The organism is Parvibaculum sp. (assembly GCF_049671045.1).
In the GTDB taxonomy this organism is placed as follows: Bacteria; Pseudomonadota; Alphaproteobacteria; order Parvibaculales; family Parvibaculaceae; genus Parvibaculum.
In genome coordinates, this window is record NZ_JBATUH010000016.1 from 26,920 (window position 1) to 49,491 (window position 22,572).

25 protein-coding genes, 1 tRNA gene and 1 pseudogene are annotated in these 22,572 nt (G+C 65.0%); 14 read left to right on the forward strand and 13 right to left on the reverse strand.

Going from position 1 to position 22,572, the window contains the following annotated elements; all coding sequences use genetic code 11:
• Positions 1 to 324: 324 nt before the first annotated feature.
• Complete coding sequence (locus tag WBG82_RS01440) at positions 325 to 621, forward strand: hypothetical protein (protein WP_424420466.1); 297 nt, start codon at positions 325 to 327, stop codon at positions 619 to 621.
• On the opposite strand, the gene dprA is transcribed toward WBG82_RS01440, so the two are convergent.
• From dprA to WBG82_RS01460, 4 genes are read right to left on the reverse strand one after another with little or no spacing between them, the layout of a single operon-like run.
• A complete protein-coding gene (dprA, locus tag WBG82_RS01445; protein ID WP_424420469.1) occupies positions 618 to 1,751 on the reverse strand; it encodes a DNA-processing protein DprA in 1,134 nt (377 codons plus the stop codon). The genes WBG82_RS01440 and dprA overlap by 4 nt on opposite strands.
• Positions 1,748 to 2,377: a glycerol-3-phosphate 1-O-acyltransferase PlsY gene (gene plsY / locus WBG82_RS01450; protein ID WP_424420472.1), complete on the reverse strand. Its 630-nt coding sequence runs from the start codon at positions 2,375 to 2,377 to the stop codon at positions 1,748 to 1,750. The genes dprA and plsY overlap by 4 nt, the downstream gene beginning before the upstream one ends.
• A 2-nt stretch (positions 2,378 to 2,379) precedes the next feature.
• Positions 2,380 to 3,678: a dihydroorotase gene (locus tag WBG82_RS01455; RefSeq protein ID WP_424420475.1), complete on the reverse strand. Its 1,299-nt coding sequence runs from the start codon at positions 3,676 to 3,678 to the stop codon at positions 2,380 to 2,382.
• A complete protein-coding gene (locus WBG82_RS01460) occupies positions 3,675 to 4,643 on the reverse strand; it encodes an aspartate carbamoyltransferase catalytic subunit (protein ID WP_424420477.1) in 969 nt (322 codons plus the stop codon). The genes WBG82_RS01455 and WBG82_RS01460 overlap by 4 nt, the downstream gene beginning before the upstream one ends.
• A gap of 123 nt (positions 4,644 to 4,766) precedes the next feature.
• Between WBG82_RS01460 and WBG82_RS01465 the strand changes: the two genes are divergently transcribed.
• The 3 genes from WBG82_RS01465 (at position 4,767) to WBG82_RS01475 (ending at position 8,051) form a co-directional block, all read left to right on the forward strand.
• Positions 4,767 to 6,443, forward strand: coding sequence for an isovaleryl-CoA dehydrogenase (locus tag WBG82_RS01465; protein ID WP_424420479.1), 1,677 nt, complete (start codon positions 4,767 to 4,769; stop codon positions 6,441 to 6,443).
• A gap of 139 nt (positions 6,444 to 6,582) precedes the next feature.
• Positions 6,583 to 7,224, forward strand: a complete 642-nt coding sequence (locus tag WBG82_RS01470) for a DUF1326 domain-containing protein (protein WP_424420482.1) — start codon at positions 6,583 to 6,585, stop codon at positions 7,222 to 7,224.
• 17 nt (positions 7,225 to 7,241) lie between these two features.
• Positions 7,242 to 8,051 carry a DUF2182 domain-containing protein gene (locus WBG82_RS01475; RefSeq protein ID WP_424420485.1) on the forward strand — a complete coding sequence of 270 codons (810 nt, stop codon included), beginning with the start codon at positions 7,242 to 7,244 and terminating at the stop codon, positions 8,049 to 8,051.
• Positions 8,052 to 8,055: 4 nt separating this feature from the next.
• On the opposite strand, the gene WBG82_RS01480 is transcribed toward WBG82_RS01475, so the two are convergent.
• The 3 genes from WBG82_RS01480 to ruvX are packed head-to-tail and all read right to left on the reverse strand — an operon-like array spanning position 8,056 to position 10,722.
• Positions 8,056 to 8,970, reverse strand: a complete 915-nt coding sequence (locus tag WBG82_RS01480; protein WP_424420487.1) for an AEC family transporter — start codon at positions 8,968 to 8,970, stop codon at positions 8,056 to 8,058.
• A 6-nt stretch (positions 8,971 to 8,976) separates the two neighbouring features.
• Positions 8,977 to 10,251: an MFS transporter gene (locus WBG82_RS01485; protein WP_424420490.1), complete on the reverse strand. Its 1,275-nt coding sequence runs from the start codon at positions 10,249 to 10,251 to the stop codon at positions 8,977 to 8,979.
• Positions 10,252 to 10,311: 60 nt separating this feature from the next.
• Entirely contained in the window at positions 10,312 to 10,722 is a 411-nt protein-coding gene (gene ruvX, locus WBG82_RS01490; protein ID WP_424420515.1) for a Holliday junction resolvase RuvX, read from the reverse strand.
• Positions 10,723 to 11,030: 308 nt separating this feature from the next.
• On the opposite strand from ruvX, the gene gatC reads away from it, so the two are divergent.
• The 10 genes from gatC to WBG82_RS01540 all read left to right on the forward strand — a co-directional run bounded on the left by gatC (position 11,031) and on the right by WBG82_RS01540 (position 18,592).
• The gene (gene gatC / locus WBG82_RS01495; RefSeq protein ID WP_424420493.1) at positions 11,031 to 11,318 is read left to right on the forward strand and encodes an Asp-tRNA(Asn)/Glu-tRNA(Gln) amidotransferase subunit GatC; all 288 of its coding nucleotides are present in this window, start codon (positions 11,031 to 11,033) and stop codon (positions 11,316 to 11,318) included.
• 3 nt (positions 11,319 to 11,321) lie between these two features.
• Complete coding sequence (gene gatA, locus WBG82_RS01500) at positions 11,322 to 12,800, forward strand: Asp-tRNA(Asn)/Glu-tRNA(Gln) amidotransferase subunit GatA (RefSeq protein ID WP_424420496.1); 1,479 nt, start codon at positions 11,322 to 11,324, stop codon at positions 12,798 to 12,800.
• Entirely contained in the window at positions 12,800 to 14,284 is a 1,485-nt protein-coding gene (gatB, locus tag WBG82_RS01505; protein WP_424420499.1) for an Asp-tRNA(Asn)/Glu-tRNA(Gln) amidotransferase subunit GatB, read from the forward strand. The genes gatA and gatB overlap by 1 nt, the downstream gene beginning before the upstream one ends.
• 218 nt (positions 14,285 to 14,502) lie before the next feature.
• A complete protein-coding gene (locus tag WBG82_RS01510; RefSeq protein WP_324300171.1) occupies positions 14,503 to 14,922 on the forward strand; it encodes a histone H1-like repetitive region-containing protein in 420 nt (139 codons plus the stop codon).
• Between the two features lie 140 nt (positions 14,923 to 15,062).
• Positions 15,063 to 15,725, forward strand: coding sequence for a glutathione S-transferase family protein (locus WBG82_RS01515; RefSeq protein ID WP_424420517.1), 663 nt, complete (start codon positions 15,063 to 15,065; stop codon positions 15,723 to 15,725).
• A gap of 113 nt (positions 15,726 to 15,838) precedes the next feature.
• A complete protein-coding gene (locus tag WBG82_RS01520; protein ID WP_424420501.1) occupies positions 15,839 to 16,192 on the forward strand; it encodes a hypothetical protein in 354 nt (117 codons plus the stop codon).
• A gap of 106 nt (positions 16,193 to 16,298) precedes the next feature.
• Complete coding sequence (locus tag WBG82_RS01525) at positions 16,299 to 16,931, forward strand: glutathione S-transferase N-terminal domain-containing protein (RefSeq protein WP_424420504.1); 633 nt, start codon at positions 16,299 to 16,301, stop codon at positions 16,929 to 16,931.
• A gap of 223 nt (positions 16,932 to 17,154) precedes the next feature.
• Positions 17,155 to 17,424: a hypothetical protein gene (locus WBG82_RS01530; protein ID WP_324300162.1), complete on the forward strand. Its 270-nt coding sequence runs from the start codon at positions 17,155 to 17,157 to the stop codon at positions 17,422 to 17,424.
• 112 nt (positions 17,425 to 17,536) lie between these two features.
• Complete coding sequence (tesB, locus tag WBG82_RS01535) at positions 17,537 to 18,409, forward strand: acyl-CoA thioesterase II (RefSeq protein WP_424420506.1); 873 nt, start codon at positions 17,537 to 17,539, stop codon at positions 18,407 to 18,409.
• Between the two features lie 90 nt (positions 18,410 to 18,499).
• Positions 18,500 to 18,592 (forward strand) — tRNA-Ser (locus WBG82_RS01540).
• A 497-nt stretch (positions 18,593 to 19,089) separates the two neighbouring features.
• Here WBG82_RS01540 and arsH read toward each other — a convergent pair.
• The 6 genes and pseudogenes from arsH to WBG82_RS01570 all read right to left on the reverse strand — a co-directional run.
• Complete coding sequence (gene arsH, locus WBG82_RS01545) at positions 19,090 to 19,803, reverse strand: arsenical resistance protein ArsH (RefSeq protein WP_378188472.1); 714 nt, start codon at positions 19,801 to 19,803, stop codon at positions 19,090 to 19,092.
• A 13-nt stretch (positions 19,804 to 19,816) separates the two neighbouring features.
• The gene (gene arsC / locus WBG82_RS01550) at positions 19,817 to 20,248 is read right to left on the reverse strand and encodes an arsenate reductase (glutaredoxin) (RefSeq protein WP_345099420.1); all 432 of its coding nucleotides are present in this window, start codon (positions 20,246 to 20,248) and stop codon (positions 19,817 to 19,819) included.
• Positions 20,245 to 21,264: an ACR3 family arsenite efflux transporter gene (gene arsB / locus WBG82_RS01555; protein ID WP_424420509.1), complete on the reverse strand. Its 1,020-nt coding sequence runs from the start codon at positions 21,262 to 21,264 to the stop codon at positions 20,245 to 20,247. Before arsB ends, arsC begins: the two co-directional genes overlap by 4 nt.
• Positions 21,261 to 21,584, reverse strand: coding sequence for an ArsR/SmtB family transcription factor (locus tag WBG82_RS01560; protein ID WP_345099418.1), 324 nt, complete (start codon positions 21,582 to 21,584; stop codon positions 21,261 to 21,263). Before WBG82_RS01560 ends, arsB begins: the two co-directional genes overlap by 4 nt.
• 102 nt (positions 21,585 to 21,686) lie before the next feature.
• Positions 21,687 to 22,076: a hypothetical protein gene (locus WBG82_RS01565; RefSeq protein WP_411037569.1), complete on the reverse strand. Its 390-nt coding sequence runs from the start codon at positions 22,074 to 22,076 to the stop codon at positions 21,687 to 21,689.
• Positions 22,073 to 22,572 (reverse strand): annotated as a pseudogene (locus WBG82_RS01570) (recombinase family protein); the annotation flags it as partial. The gene WBG82_RS01565 and the pseudogene WBG82_RS01570, both read right to left, overlap by 4 nt.

Genomic DNA, 22,572 nt, shown 5'->3' on the forward strand with positions numbered 1-22,572 from the left:
GCCGGCAGCAACCCGGCCTCCGACCGAACCGGGATGGCACCTTGCCGATGGGCAAGACGGATGGCTGGCCGCCGCCGCCGTCGGCTCGGTCAACAGTTGGCAGAACATGAGGAAAAGAGGAGGGGCTGTCAAATGCCGCAGAAATCCGCGGAAAATTGGATTTGGCCGCCGCGTCGCGCATGCGGGCGCGAAAGACCCCACCGAAGGGTTCAAATCATCGCTAAATAATTTGGATTGGATTTGTTTGTACATATAATCATAAAGATGTAGTCTCTTGGGGTGGTTTGACGGGGCGCCGCCATACCAGAGCGAGGGGAGGTGAATATGCGCGGCATCATAGACGCATCGTCTTTTGGGAGTTCGGCCAAGGCATCGGCGGCGGGCTCGTCGCTCATGGCGGAGGAAGGCGCAGCGCCTTTCTCCTTCTCCGCGGAAGCCTCCGATCAGGAGATCGCCGCCTATCTCCTCGAACTGCTCATGGGCGCGCGGCGGCTTGCCGTGGCGCGCAGGCACCGCTTTCTTTCTTACCTGATCGGCATGGCGGTGGAGGAGGCGAGGCTGCTGACGCTCGGCCGTTCCGCCGCCGAACGAGCGCCCGCCGCAGGGGCGAGCGGTAGCTAGCCGCCGGATGGCTGTTCCGCCGGAAGTAGGCTGACGCGGTCGCCGGGCGAGCGGTGGAGCCTTCCTGCGAGATCCAGTTCCAGCAGCACCATGCGAATGTGAGGCACGGCGAGGCCGGTCTGCCGGACGAGGTCGTCGACCGGCGTTGGCGTCGGGCTCAAGGCGGAGGTGATGAGCGCACGCATCTCCGCGTCGGGTTCCGCCGCCGCCAGGGCCGGTCGCCGGACGAACCCTGGCGTGTCCGGCTCGGCGAAGGGAGAGGCCGGTGTCTGGGCAAGCGCGGCGATCACGTCCGCGGCTGATTCGACGAGGGCGGCGCCCTGCTTGATGAGGCTGTTCGAGCCATGAGCACGCGGATCGAGCGGCGAGCCGGGAACGGCGAAGACATCGCGGCCCTGCTCGAGCGCGAAGCGCGCCGTGATGAGCGAGCCCGAGCGCATCGCCGCCTCGACGACGACGACGCCGAGCGCGAGACCGGAGATGATGCGATTGCGGCGCGGGAAGAGCTTGCCGCGCGGCTGCGTGCCGAGCGGCATTTCCGCGACGAGCAGGCCGCGCTCGGCGACCTGCGCATGGAGCTGGCGGTTCTCCTCCGGATAGACGACATCGAGACCGCCGCCGACGACGCCTATGGTTCCGCCATCGAGCGAGGCGCGATGGGCGGCCGCGTCGATGCCGCGGGCAAGCCCCGAGACGACGACATAGCCTTCCTGGCCGAGATCACGGGCGATGGTCGCGGCGATCCGTGCCCCCGCCGCGGATGCGTTGCGCGAACCCACAATGGCGACGGTCTTTTGCGCGGCGAGATGGAGCGCGCCGCGAACCGTGATGACGGGCGGCGGCGGATCGATCATCGCAAGGCGGCGCGGGAATTCGGCATCGCCATAAAGGAGGAGACGCCCTCCCGCCGCTTCGACGGCCGCGATCTCGCGTTCGGCTTCGGCGCGGCCTGGAATGCGGAGCAGGGATTTGCGGCCGCCGCGCCGGGCGAGCGCCGGCAGCGCTTCGAGCGCCTCGACCGCGCTCGGGAAGTGCTGAAGCAATTCGCTGAATGTGACCGGGCCGACGGTCTCGCTCCGCGCCAGCCGGAGCCGGGCGAGCCGTTCGGCCGCGCTGAGCGCGCCTGTCATTTTTTCGCGCCGATACGCGATTCGGTGCCGGCGATGAGGCGGGCGATGTTCTCGCGATGGGCGATGAAGATGAGCACGACAAGGACGAGGCTCAGCGGCAGAAGGTCCGTGCGGTGCAGAAGCACGAGATAGACGGGCGTGAGCGCGGCGGCGACGAGCGCGGAGAGCGAGGAGTAGCGGAAGAGGGCGGCGACCACGAGCCATGTCGCGCAGAAAAGAAGCCCGACGGGCCAGTAAAGCGCGAGGTTGACGCCGATGAAGGTCGAGATGCCCTTGCCACCCTTGAAGCCGAGCCAGACGGGGTAGAGATGGCCGAGAAAGGACGCGGCCGCCGCTATCGTCGCCATGGCGAAGGAAAGCTCCTCGGGGCCGATGCGCTCCGCGACCAGCACCGCCACGATGCCCTTGCCCGCATCGCCGAGGAACGTGGCGCCCGCAACCCATTTGTTGCCGGTTCTGAGCGTGTTGGTGAAGCCGATATTTCCGGAGCCGATGTCGCGGATGTCGCCGAGACCGGCCATCCGTGTGAAGATCAATCCGAACGGGATCGAGCCCAGCAGATAGCTGAGCGCAAGCGCGGCGAGGGCCCACGGCCAGGCCGTGCCCCAATCGATCTCAACCAGCATGGTCAGCGTGCTCCTTCCCCCTGAACATAGACCGTGCGGCCGCTCACAACGGTGCGCAGCGCGCGCCCCTGCATGCGCCGATCCTCGAAGGGTGTGTTCTTCGAGATCGAATGCAGCTTAGCGGCATCGACGAGCCATGGCACGTCCGTATCGATGAGAACGAGATCGGCGGGGAGCCCGGCCGCGAGGCGGCCCGTGGCGAGGCCGAGCAGGTCGGCCGGGGCATAGGTCATGGCGCCGAGAAGCCGGGACAGCGGCAGGTCGCCATTGTGAACGAGGGCGAGGCCCGCGGGCAGCAGGGTTTCGAGGCCGATGGCGCCGAAATTCGCCGAGGCGAAGGGGCGCCGCTTGACCTCGGCGTCCTGCGGGTCGTGGCTGGAGACGATGACGTCAATGGTGCCGTCGGCAAGCCCCGCGACGAGCGCCTTGCGATCTGTCTCGGAGCGGAGCGGCGGCGAGAGCTTGAAGAAGGTGCGATAGCTCTGGACGTCGTTCTCGTTGAGATAGAGATGGGCGGCCGATACGCCGCAAGTGACCTTGAGGCCGTTCTGCCGGGCGCGGCGGATGAGATCGACGGAGGCGGCCGATGAGACCTGCCCGACGTGGTAGCGCCCGCCCGTGAGTTCGAGGAGGCGGAGGTCACGTTCGATCATGATCGTCTCGGCAACGGCCGGGATGCCGGCAAGGCCGAGGCGGCTTGCAAGCTCGCTCTCGTTCATGACGCCGGTCGCAAGCTCCGGCACTTCGGCATGCTGGACGACGAGCGCATCGAAATGCGCGGCATAGGCCATGGCGCGGCGCATGACCTGAGCGTTCGAGACGGCCTGCTCGCCATCGGTGAAGGCGACGGCGCCGGCTTCCCGCAGAAGGCCGATTTCGGTCATCTCGGCGCCGGCGAGGCCCTTGGTCAGCGCGGCCATGGGATGAATATGAACGATGCCGGTGTCGCGCGCGCGCCGCTCGATGAAATCTACGAGCGCCACATCGTCGATCACGGGGTTCGTGTTCGGCATGACGATGAAGGTGGTGACGCCGCCGGCCGCCGCCGCATGGCTCGCCGTGCGCAGCGTCTCGCGATGCTCGGCGCCGGGCTCGCCCGTGAAGACGCGCATGTCGATGAGGCCGGGGGCGAGAACATGGCCGCCGCAATCGACGATCTCCGCGCCTTCGGGCAGGCCGCCGGCGAAGATCGACGGGCCGAGATCGGCGATCCGCCCATCCTCGACGAGAAGGGCGCCCAGCTCGTCATAGCCCGAAGCGGGGTCGAGGAGGCGCGCATTGATGAAGGCTGTGCGGCTCATGGCTGGCGCTCGTTCGGCAGGTTGCGCGCGAGCGCGTCGAGGACGGCCATGCGCACGGCGACGCCCATCTCGACCTGCTCGCGGATGACGCTGCGGTCGATGTCGTCGGCGACGGCGCTGTCGATCTCGACGCCGCGGTTCATCGGGCCCGGATGCATGATGAGGGCATCGGGCTTGGCGAAGGCGAGCTTCTCGTAGTCGAGGCCGTAATAGTGGAAGTATTCGCGCTGCGACGGGACATAGGAGCCCGTCATGCGTTCGAGCTGGAGGCGCAGCATCATCACGATGTCCACGCCTTCGAGCCCCTTGCGCATGTCGTGGAAGACCTCGACGCCGAAGCGGTCGATGCCCTTGGGCAGCAGCGTCGGCGGCGCGACGACGCGGACGCGCGCGCCCATGGCGTTGAGCAGCAGGATGTTCGAGCGCGCGACGCGGCTGTGCAGAATGTCGCCGCAGATGGCGACGATGAGCCCCTCGAGGCGGCCCTTGCGGCGGCGAATGGTGAGGGCGTCGAGCAGAGCCTGGGTCGGGTGCTCATGGGCGCCGTCGCCCGCATTGACGACCGAGCAGGACACTTTTTGCGAGAGAAGTTCGACCGCGCCCGACTCGCCATGCCGGATGATGATGAGGTCGGGATGCATGGCGTTGAGCGTCACCGCCGTGTCGATCAGCGTTTCGCCCTTCTTCACCGAGGATGAAGCCACCGACATGTTCATGACGTCGGCGCCGAGGCGCTTGCCCGCCAGCTCGAAGGAGCTTTGCGTGCGTGTCGATGCCTCGAAGAAGAGGTTGATCTGGGTGCGACCGCGAAGGACGGAGCCCTTCTTGTCGACTTGCCGGTTCTGCTCGACATAGGTGTCGGCAAGATCGAGCAGGGACGTGATGTCGCGGGGGGAAAGCCCCTCTATGCCCAGCAGGTGCCGGTGCGGGAAGAGGGGGACGGTCTGTTTGTCCGCGTTTGTCATTAAAGCCGGATTGTATAGGGCCGATTCCCGGAGGCGGCAAGGGCAGGCGCGGGCTCTCGCGGATATCCCCACATTTTTGGTGCCGTGCTAGGCTCCAGGCGACAGGAAATGGAGGGCGAGATCATGACCAGTCCGCGTGCCTTTGCGACTCACGAGGTCTTCAACCAGCCGCCGGCGTTGGAAAACTATAATCTCTACACATCCGACCGCGCGCTCACGGAGACGGTGGAGCGGGAAGGCGGCGGCGCGGCGCGGGACGGCCTTGCGGCGTTCGGCGCGAAGATCGGCACGGCGGAGGTGATCGACCTCGGGCGGCAGGCGAACACCTATCTGCCGGTGCTCAAGAGCTTCGACCGCTTCGGGCATCGTATCGACCGGGTCGAGTTCCACCCCTCTTATCATCAGCTCATGGCGCTGTCGGTCGCGCAGGGCCTTCATGGCTCGCCCTGGGACCACCTCAAGGACGGCTCGGCGCCGAAGCCGGGCGCGGTCGTGGCCCGGCTCGCGGGCACCTACATGATGACGCAGATCGAGGCGGGTCATGGCTGCCCGATCACCATGACCAATGCGGCGGTGCCGGCGCTCCTCTTCCAGCCCGATCTCGCCAGGGAGTGGGTGCCGCGCATCCTCTCGCGCGAATATGACGAGCGCTTCGTTCCGGCGAAGGAAAAGAAGGGCATCACCTTCGGCATGGGCATGACCGAGAAGCAGGGCGGCACGGATGTGCGCGCCAACACGACGACGGCCGAGCCCGTGGGCAAGGGCGGGCCGGGCGGCGAATACCGCATCACCGGGCACAAATGGTTCTTCTCCGCGCCCATGTGCGACGCCTTTCTCGTGCTTGCGCAGGCGCCGGGCGGCATTTCCTGTTTCCTCATGCCGCGCTTCACGCCCGATGGCGAGGAGAATTCGATCCGTATACAGAGGTTGAAGGAGAAGGTCGGCAATCGCTCGAACGCATCTTCCGAGGTCGAGTTTCAGGCGGCGAGCGGCTGGCTGATCGGCGAGGAAGGGCGAGGCGTGCGCAACATCATCGAGATGGCGACCTATACGCGGCTCGATTGCGCGGTGGCGAGCGCGGGCATGATGCGGCAGGCGGTGGCGCAGGCGGTGCATCATTGTTCCTACCGGACGGTCTTCCAGAAGAAGCTCATCGACCAGCCGCTCATGGCCAATGTGCTCGCCGATCTCGCCCTCGAAACGGAGGCGGCGACAGTTCTTTCCTTCCGCGTGGCGCGATCCTTCGATCATGCACATACGGATGAAGCGGAGGCCGCCTACCGGCGTATCATGACGCCGGTGGCGAAATACTGGGTCTGCAAGCGCGCCCCGAACCTTGCCTATGAGGCGATGGAATGCCTTGGCGGCAATGGCTATGTGGAAGAGGGGATTGCGGGCCGCATCTATCGCGAAATGCCAGTGAACGCGATCTGGGAGGGATCCGGCAATGTGATGTGCCTCGACGTTCTGCGCGCGCTCGTCCGCGAGCCGCAGGCGCTCGAGGTTGTCTTCGCCGAATTCGAGAGCGCGCGCGGCGAGAACCGCGCCTATGACGGCGCGCTCGACGCGCTGAAGGATGCGTTCAGCGATCCGGCTTCGCTCGAGGCGCGCTCGCGCCAGATCGTCGAGGTGATGGCGAAGCTCGCGGCTGGCGCCCTCATCCTCAAACATTCGCCCGCTTATGTGTCGAGCGCCTATTGCGCGACGCGCCTCGGCCGCGACTGGGGCGATCTTTACGGCACGCTTCCGGCGGAAGCCGACCAGCGCGCGATACTGGAGCGCGCCACGCCCGCGTATTGAGCGCGCCTAACTCTTTGGAGGTAGGAGAGCGCTTGTCGGGCATGCAGTCGATTGAGGTGTTCCGGCCGAAGGTCTAGAGTCCTGCTCTTGCTTGCGTGCTGACGACCGATGCGTCCGACCACACCCGATGGAGCGCGCCATGGCCCGTATCGACTGGAGTCTCAAGGGCGTCGAAATCACGGCCTGCAATTGCGACTGGGGCTGTCCGTGCCAATTCAATGCACTGCCGACGCATGGTCATTGCCGTGCGTCGACGGCCATCGAAATCGAGCGCGGACATTTCGGCGAAACGAAACTTGACGGCCTCCGCTTTGGAGGATTGTTCGCCTGGCCGAAGGCCATTCACCAAGGCGACGGCGAAGCGCAGCCCTTTATCGACGCGCGCGCCAACGAGGCGCAGCGGAACGCGCTTCTGGCGATCATGAGCGGCGCCGAGACGGAACCCGGCGCGACGATCTTCAATGTCTTCGCGGCGACGCTGACGCGCATGCACGATCCGCTTTTCGTGCCGATCGACTTCACGCTCGATCGGAAGAAGCGGCAAGGTCATTTCCGCATCGCGAATGTCGTCGAGGTGCATGACGAGCCGATCCACAACCCGGTCACGGGGCAGGAGCATGTCGCGCGGGTGAGCCTGCCGAACGGCTTCGAATATGCGGAAGCCGATTTCGTCAGCAGCAGGACGGAGACGGGCAAGGCAGCCGCCATTCCGCTCAGCTGGGCGGCGGGGCATGGCCACATCGCCGAAGTGCACTGGACGGGTGACGGCGTCGTCCGCTGACAGGCCGGATCGAAATCATGGTCGAAGTCCGTAGCGGGGATGCACTGGTGGAGCGGCTGGTGCGCCAGGACCGCGTGATCGTGCTGCTTGCGATCTCGTCGCTCGTCGCCATCAGCATCGCCTATCTCGTGGCGGGCCCCTCCATGCCGACCATGCCGAACATGGAAGGCATGGCGGACATGCCCGACATGGCGATGCCCGACATGGCAATGCCCATGGCGATGAACTGGGAATCGTTCTCCTGGCTCGCGCCGATGTGGATCGCCATGATGATCGGCATGATGCTGCCGAGCGCGGCGCCCATGCTGCTGCTCTTCGCGCGGCACCGGCGCTTCAGCGACCCGGCGAAGAGCCCTGCGGCGGCGACGCTCGGCTTCGCGGGCGGCTATCTCGCGGTGTGGATCGCTTTCAGCCTGCTTGCCGCGCTTCTGCAGGCCTATCTTTTCGGTCAATCGTGGCTGACGGATGAAATGCAGCTCGGCTCGCCGCTTGCGCGCGCGGCCCTGCTCGCGGCGGCGGGGATCTTCGAGCTGACGCCCTTGAAATCGGTCTGCCTCGAATCCTGCCGCTCGCCCGCGCAATTTCTGGCGGCCCATGCGCGGAGCGGAAATCTCGCCAAGGGGCTGCGGCACGGCCTGTTCTGTCTCGGCTGCTGCGCGGCGCTGATGGGGCTGCTCTTCGTCGCGGGCGTGATGAACCCTGTCGCCATCGGCGCGCTTGCGGCCATTGTGCTCGCGCAAAAGCTCGCGCCTCCGCGCTGGCGGCTCGACATGGTGGCGGGGATCGCGCTCATGGCGGCGGCCGTCTTCGTGCTCGCGCGCGGGTGACGGCTCAGCCGAAAATCCAGAGCATCAGCGGCATGGTGAGCATGGCGAGGATTGTCCCGCCGGTGATGAGGCTCGCCATCAGCTCGATATGGCCGCCGAGCTGGCGGGCGAGCACATAGGAGGAGGTCGCGCCCGGCACCGCGCCGCAGATGAGAACGACGAGGCGGGGAAGGCCGGTCACGCCGAAGAGCATGCAATAGCCCATCATCATCGCCGGCATGACGAGGAGCTTGAGCGCGCTCGTGACAAGGACGATCCGCTTCGCTTCCAGTATGTGACCGATGCGAAGGCCGCCGCCCACGGCGATGAGGCCGAGGGTGAGCGAGGCGTCGCCGAGAACTTTCGCGGTGACGGCGAGCGGGCCCGGCAGGCCGATGCCGGTCGCATTCAGAAAGATGCCGAGAACGCAGGCGAGGATGAGCGGGTTCTTCGCCAGGAGCTTCACGACGGTCGCGGGCTTCGGCGAAATGCCCATGGCGTGGCGCGTGAGCACCGTCACCGAGAGTATGTTGGCGAGGGGGACGAGCACGGCGAAGGAAACGGCCGCGAGCGCGACGCCTTCCTTGCCATAGAGCGATGCGATGGAGGCAAGGGCGACGAAGCTGTTCCAGCGCACGGCGCCCTGAAAGACGCTCGAATATTCAGGCCCGGCGATCGGCCGCACCCTCTGCCAGAGGACGAGGATCGCGACCATGGTGAGCAATCCGGCTGCAAGCGCCCAGGCCATGGGCCAGACATCGAAATTCTCGAGGTCCGCGACGGCGAGCGTGTAGGTCAGGAGCGCGGGGAAGAGAACGTAGTAGTTGAGCTGGTCGAGCGGCAGCCAGATTCCCTCGCCCGGAAAGCCGCTGCGCCGCATGGCGAAGCCAAGGCCGATGACGAGAAAGATCGGGATGAGGGAATTGAGGATCGAGAGCATGCGGCCTCACGGAAACGGGGTCGGAGCGGCTTCGATGTCCAGTTCGATCTCGGGCGACACCTCGTCGAGCGAGCGGCGCGCCGTTTCGGGCAGGAAGAATATGACCGGAACGATGGCGAGCGGCGCTACGCCAAGGAGGATGACGATCGAAATGGCATGCGAGCCGACGATCGGGTAGAGCGCGCTTTCGGCGGCGAGCCCGGCAATGCCTGCCGCGACATTGATGACGCCGCGCGCGGCCGAGGAGGTGGAGCGGTAGGAGGTCGGGAAGAGTTCGCTGCCGAGCGCCGAGAGCGTCACCTCGGAGGCGAAGTAGAAGAAGAGGCAGCCGATCCAGCTTGCGATGAGAAGCCTCGGGTCGCCCGTCATGTAGAAGAGAATGAAGAGGGTGACGACGACCGGTATGCACACGCCGAGCACGGCGCGCCTGCCGGCAATGTCGCTGACGCGGCCGGCGACGAAGAAGCCGAGGATCGACAGCGCCCCGCCGAAGAATTGCAGATAGCCAACATGCGCCGGGGCGTAGCCATGGGTTTCCTGCAGGAACTTGGAGATGAAGGCGAAGGCGGCGGCAAGGCCGAACGAATAGGGCGCGGTGGTGGCCACCAGCGCGGCGAAGCGGCCGGGATAGGCCCTGGCGAGCGAGACGATGGGCCGAAGATGGTCGCGCAGGCCCTGGGCCGCCGTTCGCGTCGCGCTGTGCGCGAGGAAGCGCTGCGTTTCCTTCAGGTTCCGGCGCGCGAACAGGATGATGACGAGCCCGGCCGCGCCGACGAGGTAGAAGTCGCGCCAGCCATGGGGCAGCGCGTCGATCTGGCCATAAAGGAGCGACGAGAGGCCATAGCCCAGCGTGCCGAGGGCGGCGAGGCGGCCGAGCGCCCAGCCGCGCTGCCGGGGGTTGATCTCCTCTGCGATGATGACGTAGCAAAGCATCTCCTCGGCATAGGAGAAGCAGCGGGCCAGCGTTTGCAGGATGAGATATTGCGTGGCCGTCTGGGCGAAGGCGCTCAGCACCGTGGCAAGCGTCATTCCGATCACGGTGAGGATGAGCAGCCGCCGCCTGCCGACGACATCGGCCATGAAGGCGAGGGGGAAGGCGAGCAGCACGCCGAAGCGGATGACGCCCGTATAGAGCCCGAGATGTTCCTCGGGAATTTGCAGGGACGCCTGAATCTGCGGGAGCGCGAGGGCGAAGATGCCGAGGTCGTAATTGTTGATGAAGAGCGAACTGCCGACGAGCAGGAGCAGAAGACGCTGCTCGCGCGGGAGCGGGGATTTCATCAGGAGCAAATGAAGCTCTCCGGTTTCTCGGTTCGTCTGCCGCTCGTTTCCGCGTGGGCTCTAGGGCAGGCTCCGCAGGCGCTCCAGCGCGCCTTGCAGTATGTACGCGGCGGCCATCTTGTCGACAAGCTCGGCGCGGCGCGCGCGGCTCGCATCCGCCTCGATGAGCGTGCGGGTGACGGCGGCCGTCGAGAGGCGCTCGTCCCAGAAGGCGATGGGAAGGGGCGAGAGCTTTTCGAGATTGCGGGCGAAGGCGCGCGCCGACTGCGCGGCCGGCCCTTCGCTCCCGTCCATGTTGACGGGCAGGCCGATGACAAGGCCGCCGACGCCGTGCTCGCTGGCGAGGCCGAGAAGCCGGGCGGCATCGGCCGTGAATTTGGCCCGCTTGATGGTTTCGAGCGGCGATGCGACGGTGAGCGAGATGTCGGAGAGCGCAAGGCCGATGGTTTTGGAGCCGAGATCGACCCCCATCAGGCGCTCGCCCTTCTTCAGCAGCGCCCGAAGCTCGCTCAAATTCTTCACATTGGCGCTCAACTCGTTATTTTCCTTAAAAGATTTATGACACGGCGGACGATAGCCGCCCGCTGCGGGGCGCGCAATCGGATATCCCCATATATAAAGAGCGGCGTCGTTGCGGCTGACGCTCCGGCTTTGTTATGGTCCCCCACGATTCCTCCGCTTGGGGGGATTCCTCCATTCGGGGTCGGCAAGTCTGGACTGCGCGGGGCCGCTTCGGCCAGGCGCGCATCCCCTCTCCGAACCATAGCAAAGGCAGGCCAATGTCGGTCGATCAGAACACGGTCCGGAAAATCGCCCGGCTCGCGAGGATCGCGGTCCGGGAAGACGAGCTTTCGGCGCTCGCAGGCGAACTCAACACAATCCTCGACTGGGTCGAACAGTTGCGGGAAGTCGACACCAGCGGTGTCGAGCCCATGACGAGCGCGGTCGCGATGCAGATGAAGATGCGCGACGACGTGGTGTCGTCGGGCAATCTGCAGAAGGAAGTGACGATGAACGCGCCGGGAGCCGAGGACGGTTTCTATGTCGTGCCGAAGGTGGTGGAGTAAGAGATGACCGATCTGACCAGGCTGACACTGGCTGGCGCGCGCGACGCGCTGCGGAAGAAGGAAATCACCTCGCTCGAACTGACCGAGGCCTATATCGCCGCGATCGGCGAGGGCAAGGTTCTCAACGCCTTCGTGACCGAGACGCCGGAGAAGGCGCGCGAAATGGCGAAGGCGTCGGATGCGAGGCTCGCGAAGGGCGAGGGCGGGCCGCTCGAAGGGCTGCCACTCGGCATCAAGGATCTCTTCGCGACGAAGGGCGTGCTGACGACGGCATGCAGCCACATTCTCGACGGCTTCACGCCGCCTTATGAATCGCAGGTGACCGCGAACCTCTGGCGCGACGGCGCGGTCATGCTCGGTAAGCTCAACAATGACGAGTTCGCGATGGGCTCGTCCAACGAGACGAGCTATTACGGCCCGGTCGTCAATCCGTGGCGGCGCAAGGGCTCGGACGCGAAGATCGTTCCCGGCGGCTCGTCGGGCGGCTCGTCGTCGGCGGTAGCGGCCAAGCTCTGCCTCGCAGCGACGGCGACGGATACGGGCGGCTCCATCCGCCAGCCGGCGGCGTTCACCGGCACGGTCGGCGTCAAGCCGACCTATGGGCGCTGCTCGCGCTGGGGCATCGTTGCCTTCGCCTCCTCGCTCGATCAGGCCGGACCCATCGCGCGCGACGTGCGCGACGCGGCGATCATGCTTCGCTCCATGGCCGGGCATGACGAGAAGGACGCGACCAGCGTCGACATGCCCGTGCCGGACTATGAGGCCGCGCTCGGCCAGAGCGTGAAGGGGCTCAAGGTCGGCATTCCGCGCGAATACCGCATCGACGGCATGCCGGCCGAGATCGACGCGCTCTGGACGAAGGGCGTCGAGTGGCTGAAGGCGGCGGGCGCCGAGATCGTCGATGTGAGCCTGCCCCACACCAAATACGCGCTGCCGACCTATTACATCGTGGCGCCGGCGGAGTGTTCCTCGAACCTCGCCCGCTATGACGGCGTGCGTTATGGCTTGCGCGTCGAGGGCAAGGACATCACCGATCTGTATGAGAAGACCCGCGCCGCGGGCTTCGGGCCGGAGGTGAAGCGGCGCGTGCTCATCGGCACCTATGTGCTCTCGGCTGGCTATTACGACGCCTACTACCTCAAGGCCCAGCAGGTCCGCACGCTCATCGCGCGCGACTTCGCCGAAGCCTATCGCAAATGCGACGTGCTGCTGACGCCGACGGCGCCCTCGGCCGCCTTCGCCATCGGCGAGAAGACCGCCGATCCGCTGTCCATGTATCTGAACGATGTTTTCACGGTGACGGTGAACCTCGCCGGGCTTCCGGGCATCTCGGTGCCGGCCGGTCTTTCGAGCGACGGGCTGCCGCTCGGCCTCCAGCTCATCGGCCGAACCTTCGACGAGGAGACATTGTTCCGCGCGGCCTACGCGCTTGAAGAAGCGGCCCGGTTCACGGCCGAACCCGAAGTCTGGTGGAGGGCGTAATGCGCGAACGCGAACCCCGTAACGAAGATCTGATCAAGGGCGCGACCGGCGATTGGGAAATCGTGCTCGGCCTCGAAGTCCATGCCCAGGTCAGCTCCAACGCGAAGCTCTTCTCCGGCGCATCGACCGCCTTCGGCGCGGAGCCCAACACGCAGGTGAGCTTCGTCGACGCCGCCATGCCTGGCATGCTTCCCGTCATCAACCGCTACTGCGTCGAGCAGGCGGTGAAGACCGGCCTCGGGCTCAGGGCGAAGATCAATCTGCGCTCGATCTTCGACCGGAAGAACTACTTCTATCCCGATCTGCCGCAGGGCTATCAGATCTCGCAGTTCAAGCACCCGGTCGTGGGCGAGGGCGAGATCGTGATCGATCTTCCGGGCGGGCGCTCGGAGCGCGTGGGCATCGAGCGGCTGCATCTGGAACAGGATGCGGGCAAGAGCGTGCATGACCAGAGCCCGACATCGAGCCATGTCGATCTCAATCGCGCAGGCGTCGCGCTGATGGAAATCGTCTCGAAGCCGGATATGCGTTCTGCCGACGAAGCAAAGGCTTACGTGACAAAGCTCAGAACGATCCTGCGCTATCTCGGCACCTGCGACGGCAATATGGAAGAGGGCAGCCTGCGCGCCGACGTGAACGTCTCGGTGCGTCGCCCCGGCGGTCCGCTCGGCACGCGCTGCGAGATCAAGAACGTCAATTCGATCCGCTTCATCGGCCAGGCGATCGAATATGAAGCGCGCCGCCAGATCGAAATTCTCGAGGAGGGCGGCACGATAGATCAGGAGACGCGGCTCTTCGATCCGAAGCTCGGCGAGACGCGCTCCATGCGCTCGAAGGAAGAGGCGCATGACTATCGCTACTTCCCCGATCCCGATCTTCTGCCGCTGGAACTCTCGCAGGCCGAAGTCGATGCGATCGAGGCCGGCCTGCCGGAACTCCCGGACGACAAGAAGGCGCGGCTTATGTCGGAGTACGGACTCTCGGCCTATGACGCGACCGTTCTCGTCGGCGAGCGGGCGACCGCTGACTATTACGAGGCGGTGGCCAAGGGGCGCGATCCGAAGCTCGCGGCGAACTGGGTGACGGTCGAACTCTTCGGCGCGCTGAACCGCGAAGGGCACTCGATCGAGACGTCTCCGGTCTCTGCGGAGCATCTCGGAAAGCTCATCGACCTCATTTCGGACGGCACCATCTCCGGGCGAATCGCGAAGCAGATTTTTGATTCGATGTACAAAACGGGCGGCGACCCGGCCGAAATCGTCGAAAAAGAAGGTCTGCGCCAGGTGACCGATACGGGCGCCATCGAGGCGGCCATCGACGCCGTCATCGCCGCCAACCCGGACAAGGTCGAACAGGTAAAATCAAAACCTGCTCTTGCTGGCTGGTTTGTCGGACAAGTCATGAAATCCACGTCTGGCAAGGCAAATCCGCAAGTCGTGAATCAAATTCTGGCAGCCAAGCTCGGCCTATCGTCCGACGGCTGACGAATTTTTCGAGGGCTCCGATCAACCGTTTGTCAACCACTTTCCGCAGAGAGTGGGCGGGATACGCTTGCACAAAAATGCAACAGTGTGTTGCGGAGACCATTGACCGCGCTCATATTATTTCCCGCGTCTGAGGGGTACGAGGGCGCGTCAAGTGTGTGCGTTGCGAGTCAGTGGATTGTCGCCAACGATAACGGCACATCAGGAGCTAGAGAAACATGGCTACGAAAGCTAAAGCGAAACCCGCCGCCAAGAAACCGGCTGCGGCCAAGAAGCCTGCTGCGAAGAAACCCGCTGCGAAGGCGAAGACCGTGAAGAAGCTCGCCGCCCGCACGACGGCTGCGAAGAAGGCGCCGGCGAAGCGCAAGCCCGCCGCGAAGAAGGCGACCACCGCGAAGAAGGCGACCGCGGCGAAGAAGCCCGCCGTGAAGAAGGTTGCGGCGAAGAAGCCGGCGGCCAAGAAGGTAGCCGCCAAGAAGCCGGCGGCGAAGAAGCCCGCCGCGAAGAAGGCGACCGCGGCGAAGAAGCCCGCCGTGAAGAAGGTTGCGGCGAAGAAGCCGGCAGCCAAGAAGGCCGCCGTCAAGAAGCCGGCGGCGAAGAAGCCCGCCGCGAAGCGGAAGCCGGCTGCGAAGAAGTAATGACCGGTAGTCGCCGGCCTGCCGCGACCGCAAAAGCGGTGACGCGCGCCTCCAGTCGGTCGGCTCATGCGAAGAGGAGCCAACCGAAGCCGATCGAACTCTATTACTGGCCGACGCCAAACGGCTGGAAGATTTCGATCATGCTGGAGGAGTGCAAGCTGCCTTACGTGGTCAGGCCGGTGAATATCGGAGTTGGCGACCAGTTCAGGCCGTCCTTTCTGAGGATCGCGCCGAACAACCGGATGCCAGCCATCGTGGACCCGGACGGTCCAGGGGGAAAACCGATCTCGATCTTCGAGTCGGGGGCAATCCTTCAATATCTCGGGCGCAAGACGGGAAAGTTCTACCCCGCGAGTGAGCGCCAGAGAGTTGAGGTCGACCAATGGCTGTTCTGGCAGATGGCTGGGCTTGGCCCCATGGCGGGCCAAGCCCATCACTTCCGCCAGTACGCCCAGGAGAAGATCCCGTATGCGATCAGGCGCTACACGGACGAAGTGAACCGGCTCTATGGCGTCATGGAGCGGCGCCTCAAGGACCGCGACTACCTCGCCGGGCGCTATTCGATCGCTGATATAGCCTGCTGGGGCTGGGTCGTACCCTACAAGAACCAGGGCCAGCGGCTTGAAGACTTTCCTCGCCTCAAAGACTGGTTCGAGCGGGTTGGCGCCCGGCCGGCGGTCAAGAGAGGCTTTGCCCTTGGGCGCGAATGGCGCCGGGGGACACTAGGGGACAAGACCAAGGTAGCCGAACAGGCGCGCAAAGTGCTGTTCGGGCAACGCGCACGAAAGAGCAGCCGGGCTTAACGCCGGGTTGGCCGCTTGATAAGCTTCAGCGTGCCCGAGAGATCGGGCACGCTGATTGTTTTTCGAGGCTCGCATCCGGTGCAATGTCGCGCGGGCGAGCGGGAGATGTGCCAATGGGCCGATATGCGATCCTTGCCGCCGGGCTTTTTGCCTGTGCCGTTCTTTCCGGGGCCGATGCCCGGGCCGAAACGGTCACGGGCAGCGGCACTCTGGTGATGAAGGACAAGTATCATTCCAAGACGGCGTGGGGCACGGGGCTCACGCTTCCCCGCGAGGGCCGCATCACCCGCGTCATGGATGGCACCTACGGTTTCACGATCAGGAACGAGAGGGGCGAGCCGGTCGCGAATTTTCTCGATCCGCAGCAGGCGGTCGGCAGGTCGCTTCCGGCCGGAAGCTACACCATCGAGCCCTATGTCTGCGCCCAGCACCGGCATCATCACATCGAAGTGACCGCCGAATATTGAGACGCATCGCATCCGGTGCGCCGATCATCTATATGCGTGACATGACGGAACGCGGACGGAACATGCCGGGTGGTTCCGCCCGCCATGCATCAGGCAGGAGAAGCGGATGATCGATCTCTACACATGGACGACGCCCAACGGCCGCAAGGCTTCCATCATGCTCGAGGAATGCGGCCTCGATTACACCGTGCATCCGGTCAATATCGGCAAGGGCGAGCAGTTCGCGCCGGACTTTCTCAGGATCAGCCCCAATAATCGCATTCCGGCCATCGTCGACAGGAATGCGGAGGAGGGGCCGCTCTCCGTCTTCGAGTCGGGCGCGATCCTCATCTATCTCGCGGAGAAGACGGGCAAGTTTCTGGCCCCGAAGGGCCGCCAGCGCAGCAATGCGCTCGAATGGCTCATGTGGCAGATCGGCGGCGTCGGGCCGATGTTCGGCCAGCTCAACCATTTCATGAACACGTCACCGGAGAAAATTCCCTATGCGATCGACCGCTATGCCAGGGAGGCGGCGCGGCTCATCGGCGTGATGGAGAAGCGCCTCGGCGAAGCGCAGTTTCTTGGCGGCGACTATTCGATTGCCGACATCATCACCTATCCCTGGATCGCGCCTTCGCTCGATCTCATCGCGAAGGCCCGGCCCGAGCTTGTGGGCGAGGCCCCCAATACGCGGCGCTGGATCGGGCAGGTCGGCGCGCGTCCGGCCGTACAGCGCGGCATGGTGGTGCCGAAAGTCTGACCCCGCTGCAATCATCCGGGCGTTCGCCACAGGAAGCCGCCATCCCGCGAGCATGAGCGGGCATCAATCCATTTTGTTTCAAATCCGGTGCGTTAACCATTTTTTCAGCGCGGCGGTGAAATGCTTTACCCCGGGGCAAGGGGCACCTTGCAAAGGATGGGCGGCATGCCTTCGGCGGAACAGGGGTTCCGGGCGAGGGCCGCTGAACTCGAGGAGGTGGCACATGGCACGTGTGCAGCTCGACGTGATGGAAAAGGGCGCGCTTGCGGCCGATAACAGCAAGTGCGACGCGCTTTACGATCTGGGACTGATCTATTCGACGGGAAACGGCGTCGAGGTCGATCTCGTCACGGCGCACAAGTGGTTCAATCTCGCGGCCATGCGGGGCAGCGAGGCGGCACGGGCCTGCCGCGCGGAGCTTGCGCGGGAAATGAAGCCGTCCGAGATCGCCGAAGCGCAGAGGCAGGCGCGGGAGTGGCTCGCCAGCCACTGAGGGCCTGATATCGAGTGCGGCTCCCGGTTCAACCCGGGTGACAGCTTCCGTCGTTATGCTTATGTTTCGCGCACTTTTCAGAAGCGCGCGAAAGCGGCGACAGGAACCCCAGATGACAGAAGCCCACTCGACCGACGCCGTCGAAGACCTCATCCAAGTTCTCAACCTCGAACAGATCGAGGTCGATCTCTTTCGCGGACACAGCCCCGACGTGAGCTGGCAGCGCGTCTTTGGCGGGCAGGTGATCGGGCAGGCGCTGGTCGCCGCCTACAGGACAGTCGAGAACCGGGTCTGCCATTCGCTCCACGCCTATTTCATCCGGCCGGGCGATCCCAGAATTCCGATCCTCTACAAGGTCGATCGCTCGCGCGACGGCAAGAGCTTCACCACGCGGCGCGTCGTTGCGGTCCAGCACGGCCAGCAGATCTTCAATCTCGCCGCTTCGTTCCAGGTGCCGGAGCAGGGCTTCGAGCATCAGGCGGCCATGCCGGATATTCCCGCGCCCGAGGATCTGCCGAGCGAGCGCGAGCTGCGGAAGGCCGTTGCCGGCAAGCTGCCCGAAGCGATTGCAAAACATTTTTCGCGCCCCCGCCCGATCGAGATCAGGCCGGTGAACCCGCAGCACTACATCGACCCCGAGCCGATGGAGCCGGTGCAGCATGTCTGGTTTCGCGCGCGCAAGGAGGTGGGCGACGACATCGCGCTCAACCAGTGCATTCTCGCCTATGCCTCGGACATGACGCTGCTCGATACCTGCGTGCGGCCTCATGGCGTGAGCTGGGTTTCGGGCAAGCTCCAGTCGGCGAGCCTCGACCATGCCATGTGGTTCCATCAGCCTTTCCGCGTGAATGACTGGATGCTCTACAGCCAGGACAGCCCCAGCGCGTCGGGCGCGCGTGGCTTCAATCGGGGCAGCATCTATACGCGCGATGGCCGGCTCGTGGCCTCGGTGGCGCAGGAAGGGCTTATCCGCTACCACGATTGAGAAATTTCCGGCCGTTTGGACGGATCGGGCCCCGGCTCATGGGAGTTCGCGCTTGATGCGGCGCGCAATCTTGGGCATACACGGGGGCACGGAGAGGTGGCCGAGAGGCTGAAGGCGGCGGTTTGCTAAACCGTTATACGGTGATAAGCCGTATCGTGGGTTCGAATCCCATCCTCTCCGCCATTATCCTGTAGCGAACCCGAGATGAGGCCCCGCCCACGGGCCTTTTTCTTTTCGTTTCAAAGGCGTTTAGCCGACACGCCCGAACCTCGGAGACTGGCGCCCGGTCCATTTTCCGTCTCCGAACAGCCCTCCGTCTCTAACTGAGCGAACCTCGTCCGGCCCGGTTCGGCTTCACGAAGGCCAGCGTTTCCAACGGGTTTCGCAGGTCGCTCGACAATGGATTCAGCCGGCGTTCTTCCGGTTGGCGTGGCCGCCGGGGAACACGCAGTAGGCACATTCCGGGGAAGCCGTGCGCAGCCCGTCGTTATGCTGGGGATCAAGGACCCGATGGTTCTTTGACTTTCGATGACAAATGGCCGCTCCGTCAGTAGTCCAGCCTAATGTCGAGCGAGCCTTGGACCGATGAGGAGAACAGTCTGATCGTCGCGGATTACTTCGCGATGCTGGCCGACGACGTCTTTAGACGCCCGTACAGCAAGGGGAGCATCGCCGTACGCTCAGGTTGCGGCTGAGAGGTTCACCCGCTTAATGAGCGCGGCCGCCGTTTCCTTACGCTCGGAGTAGCGGTCGACGAGATACGCCTTCCGATCGCGCGTGAGCAGTGTGAACTTCACCAGCTCCTCCATGACATCCACGATCCGGTCGTAGAGTGGCGACGGGCGCATTCGTCCCGCATCATCGAATTCCTGAAACGCCTTGGGGATGGAGGACTGGTTGGGGATGGTCAGCATCCGCATCCAGCGCCCAAGAACCCGCATCTGATTCACCGCATTAAAGCTCTGCGAGCCCCCCGATACCTGCATCACCGCCAGCGTCTTGCCCTGCGTCGGTCGCACGGCGCCCTCGGACAGGGGGATCCAGTCGATCTGCGTCTTCATAAGGCCGGTCATCGCGCCGTGCCGCTCGGGGCTCGACCAGACCATGCCTTCGCACCAGGCCACCAGATCGCGCAGCTCCCGCACCTTCGGGTGGCTGGCATCGACCCCGTCGTCGACCAGCGGCAGGCCTGAGGGGTTGAAGAACCGGACCTCCGCCCCGAGCGCTGTGAGAATGCGACCGGCCTCCTCGGCCGACAGTCGGCTGAACGATCGCGCCCGGAGCGAGCCGTAGAGGATCAGGATGCGGGGCGGATGCGTGCTGATGGCAGGCGACATCAGCCGGTCGTGGTCGATTGCGGCGAAACTCGTCTCGTCGAGCTGCGGTGTGGTCAGATCGGTCAGTGTGTCAGGCAATCCGGTTTCCCTCGGCGTCGATGATCAATTGGCCGTCCTCCTTGGCGAGCGGACCCGGAGGGAGCGTCTCGAGCAGATCGAGGACAGTCTCGGACGGGCGGCAGAGCCTGACGCCCTTCGGCGTACAAACGATCGGGCGGTTCACGAGGATCGGGTGGCGCGTCATGGCGTCCAGCAATGCCTCGTCGGAGACGTCCGGCGCGGTGAGCCCCAACTCCTCGGCCGGGGAACGCTTGACCCGGAGTGCCTGGCGCACCGTGATCCCGGCGGCGGAGAACAGCGCCAGAAGCTGCGGGCGCGTCCAGCCCTCCTTCAGATAGTCGATTACGGTCGGCTCGTATCCAGCCGCTTGGATGATGCCGAGCACGTTGCGGGACGTGCCACAGTCGGGATTGTGGTGGATGACGACCGGGAAGGTACTCATGCAGGGAACCTCTCGCGTGTCCGGTTCGCAATGGCGACGAGGCTCAGCATCACCGGTACCTCGACCAGCACCCCCACCACGGTGGCCAGCGCCGCACCGGAGTTCAGTCCGAAAAGTCCGATCGCTACGGCGACCGCGAGCTCGAAGAAGTTCGACGTGCCGATCAGCGCGCAGGGCGCGGCGACCCGATGGGGCACGGCCCACAGCCAGGCCCATCCATATCCAAGGGCGAAGATGCCGTAGGACTGGATGACGATCGGGACTGCGATCAGCGCGATCAGCAGCGGTTGCGCGAGGATCACCGGCCCCTGGAAACCGAAGAGCAGCACCACGGTCACCAGCAGCCCGACCACCGAGGCCGGCTTGATCCGCGCCGTGAACGCGGTCACCGCGGCCTCGTCGCCTTTCGCGATCAGCGCCCGGCGCGTCAGGAGACCCGCAATCAGGGGAATGACGATGTAGAGGACGACCGACAGGATCAGCGTCTCCCACGGGACTCTGATGTCGGTCACGCCCAGAAGGAAGGCCACGATGGGGGCGAATGCCACGACCATGGTCAGGTCGTTCACGGAGACCTGCACCAGCGTGTAGTTGGGATCGCCCTTCGTCAGCTGTGACCAGACAAAGACCATCGCCGTGCAGGGCGCCGCCCCTAGCAGGATCAGCCCGGCGATGTATTCCGGCGCGCGCTCCGGGTCGATCAGTCCGGCGAAGACGTGGTTGAAGAACAGCACTGCCAGCGCCGCCATGCTGAAGGGCTTGATCAGCCAGTTCACGGCAAGCGTGATCACGAGGCCCTTCGGGCGCTGTCCCACCGCCTTCAGCGAGCGCAGATCCACTGCGATCATCATCGGATAGACCATTGCCCAGATCAGGACGGCGACGACGAGGTTGACCGAGGCGACCTCCAGCGCGGCCAGCGCGCCGAAGAGCCCCGGCGCGAGGTTGCCAAGGACGAGCCCGGCCAGGATGCACAGCGCGACCCAGAGGGTCAGCCAACGTTCGAACAGGCTCATGAAATCTCCTTCTCGTCAGGCACGCAGCAGACCGCAGCGGATGGGGCGGTCAGCGTGCCGATAAAGTCGGCCAGCGGTTCCAGCGCGGCGGGGTTCAGCGCGTAGCAGATGCGCGGACCGGATATCTCGCCCGTGATGACCCCGGCAGCCTTCAGGATGCGCAGGTGCTCGGATACCGTGGACTGCGCTAGGCCGACAGCGCCCACGATGTCGCCGCCGATGCAGCCGGGCGTGACGAGCAGCAGCCGCAGGATGCGCAGTCTTGCCGGATGCGCGAGCGCCTTGGCCAGTTCAGCGATTTCGATGTCGGTATCCTGCATGAGCCATCCATCCGTTCGTTAATCGTCGATAGACGATTAACGGCTCGGGCGCAATCGCTTCTCGGTTTTCATGTTCACGAGGTTATTGTGATGGCGAGATCGCTAAGCCGCTTCGAAAACCATATCCATCTGCTCCGCCCAAGGCTGGTCGGCGACAGCGACAAGATCGTTCAACGACAGCGCCGGTGGCACGCGCCTGATGACGAGGTGTTCGAGCACCTCCGGCGACAGATAGGCGAGCCGCATCATTCGACTTACGAACCGGTCGGAGACCTTCTCGGCCGCAGCGATATCCTGAATGGTGGAAGCGGCACCGGATTCCAGCTGCCGCCGCCAGTTCCAAGCGCGGGCGATGGCGCGCAGCACATGAGGGTCTTGCGACCGGCCGTCCCGGACTGTCACCTCGTCGGGCGGGAGGATCTTCGGCCGCCCATTGCGTTTGCGGATCGTCAGGGGGATGACGACGCGGATGGTGTTCGTCGAGTCGGTCATGCGTGGGCCTCCGTCTGGCGGGTGGCCATCATGTCCCGCAGGACCGAGCCCAGCCCCTCATGGCGCAAATCGACGGCGATGCCGTCTTCGCCGACGGTCACCCGTTCGACCAGCAGCTGGACGATGCGGGTCTGCTCCGCCGGATAGAGCGCCGCCCAGAGCTGGTCGAACTCGCCGAGCGCCTGGACGACCGCCTTCTCATCGACGGTCGAGCTCTCGTCGCGAAGAGCCTCTAAGGTTCGCGCCGCGACTTCGGGTGCGCGGATCATGCGGCGGATTTCGCCGACGACGGCATCCTCGACCATGCCGGCGGGCAAGCGCAGCGGACCCGAGGCGTCGCCGGTCGGGCGGTTTCGTATCAGGTCCATCGACGCGTAGTAGCGGTAGAGGCGCGTGCCCTTCTTCGTCGCCGTCGGCGTCATCGCCGTGCCCGTCTCGGTGAAGATGATCCCTTTCAGCAGGGCCGGCGTCTGGCGGCGGGTATTCTTCGCCCGCA

Bases quoted from the DNA above. Each gene is read 5' to 3' on its own strand.
- ruvX (WP_424420515.1), bottom strand. From the start codon at position 10,722: ATGGGGGTCGATCTCGGCTCCAAAACCATCGGCCTTGCGCTCTCCGAC.
- gatB (WP_424420499.1), top strand. From the start codon at position 12,800: ATGCGCGAACGCGAACCCCGTAACGAAGATCTGATCAAGGGCGCGACC.
- WBG82_RS01565 (WP_411037569.1), bottom strand. From the start codon at position 22,076: ATGACCGACTCGACGAACACCATCCGCGTCGTCATCCCCCTGACGATC.
- WBG82_RS01510 (WP_324300171.1), top strand. From the start codon at position 14,503: ATGGCTACGAAAGCTAAAGCGAAACCCGCCGCCAAGAAACCGGCTGCG.
- WBG82_RS01560 (WP_345099418.1), bottom strand. From the start codon at position 21,584: ATGCAGGATACCGACATCGAAATCGCTGAACTGGCCAAGGCGCTCGCG.
- WBG82_RS01530 (WP_324300162.1), top strand. From the start codon at position 17,155: ATGGCACGTGTGCAGCTCGACGTGATGGAAAAGGGCGCGCTTGCGGCC.
- dprA (WP_424420469.1), bottom strand. From the start codon at position 1,751: ATGACAGGCGCGCTCAGCGCGGCCGAACGGCTCGCCCGGCTCCGGCTG.
- WBG82_RS01455 (WP_424420475.1), bottom strand. From the start codon at position 3,678: ATGAGCCGCACAGCCTTCATCAATGCGCGCCTCCTCGACCCCGCTTCG.
- WBG82_RS01515 (WP_424420517.1), top strand. From the start codon at position 15,063: ATGCTGGAGGAGTGCAAGCTGCCTTACGTGGTCAGGCCGGTGAATATC.
- tesB (WP_424420506.1), top strand. From the start codon at position 17,537: ATGACAGAAGCCCACTCGACCGACGCCGTCGAAGACCTCATCCAAGTT.
- gatA (WP_424420496.1), top strand. From the start codon at position 11,322: ATGACCGATCTGACCAGGCTGACACTGGCTGGCGCGCGCGACGCGCTG.
- WBG82_RS01440 (WP_424420466.1), top strand. From the start codon at position 325: ATGCGCGGCATCATAGACGCATCGTCTTTTGGGAGTTCGGCCAAGGCA.
- gatC (WP_424420493.1), top strand. From the start codon at position 11,031: ATGTCGGTCGATCAGAACACGGTCCGGAAAATCGCCCGGCTCGCGAGG.
- WBG82_RS01460 (WP_424420477.1), bottom strand. From the start codon at position 4,643: ATGACAAACGCGGACAAACAGACCGTCCCCCTCTTCCCGCACCGGCAC.
- WBG82_RS01485 (WP_424420490.1), bottom strand. From the start codon at position 10,251: ATGAAATCCCCGCTCCCGCGCGAGCAGCGTCTTCTGCTCCTGCTCGTC.
- WBG82_RS01465 (WP_424420479.1), top strand. From the start codon at position 4,767: ATGACCAGTCCGCGTGCCTTTGCGACTCACGAGGTCTTCAACCAGCCG.
- arsB (WP_424420509.1), bottom strand. From the start codon at position 21,264: ATGAGCCTGTTCGAACGTTGGCTGACCCTCTGGGTCGCGCTGTGCATC.
- WBG82_RS01525 (WP_424420504.1), top strand. From the start codon at position 16,299: ATGATCGATCTCTACACATGGACGACGCCCAACGGCCGCAAGGCTTCC.
- plsY (WP_424420472.1), bottom strand. From the start codon at position 2,377: ATGCTGGTTGAGATCGATTGGGGCACGGCCTGGCCGTGGGCCCTCGCC.
- WBG82_RS01520 (WP_424420501.1), top strand. From the start codon at position 15,839: ATGGGCCGATATGCGATCCTTGCCGCCGGGCTTTTTGCCTGTGCCGTT.
- WBG82_RS01480 (WP_424420487.1), bottom strand. From the start codon at position 8,970: ATGCTCTCGATCCTCAATTCCCTCATCCCGATCTTTCTCGTCATCGGC.
- arsC (WP_345099420.1), bottom strand. From the start codon at position 20,248: ATGAGTACCTTCCCGGTCGTCATCCACCACAATCCCGACTGTGGCACG.
- WBG82_RS01475 (WP_424420485.1), top strand. From the start codon at position 7,242: ATGGTCGAAGTCCGTAGCGGGGATGCACTGGTGGAGCGGCTGGTGCGC.
- WBG82_RS01470 (WP_424420482.1), top strand. From the start codon at position 6,583: ATGGCCCGTATCGACTGGAGTCTCAAGGGCGTCGAAATCACGGCCTGC.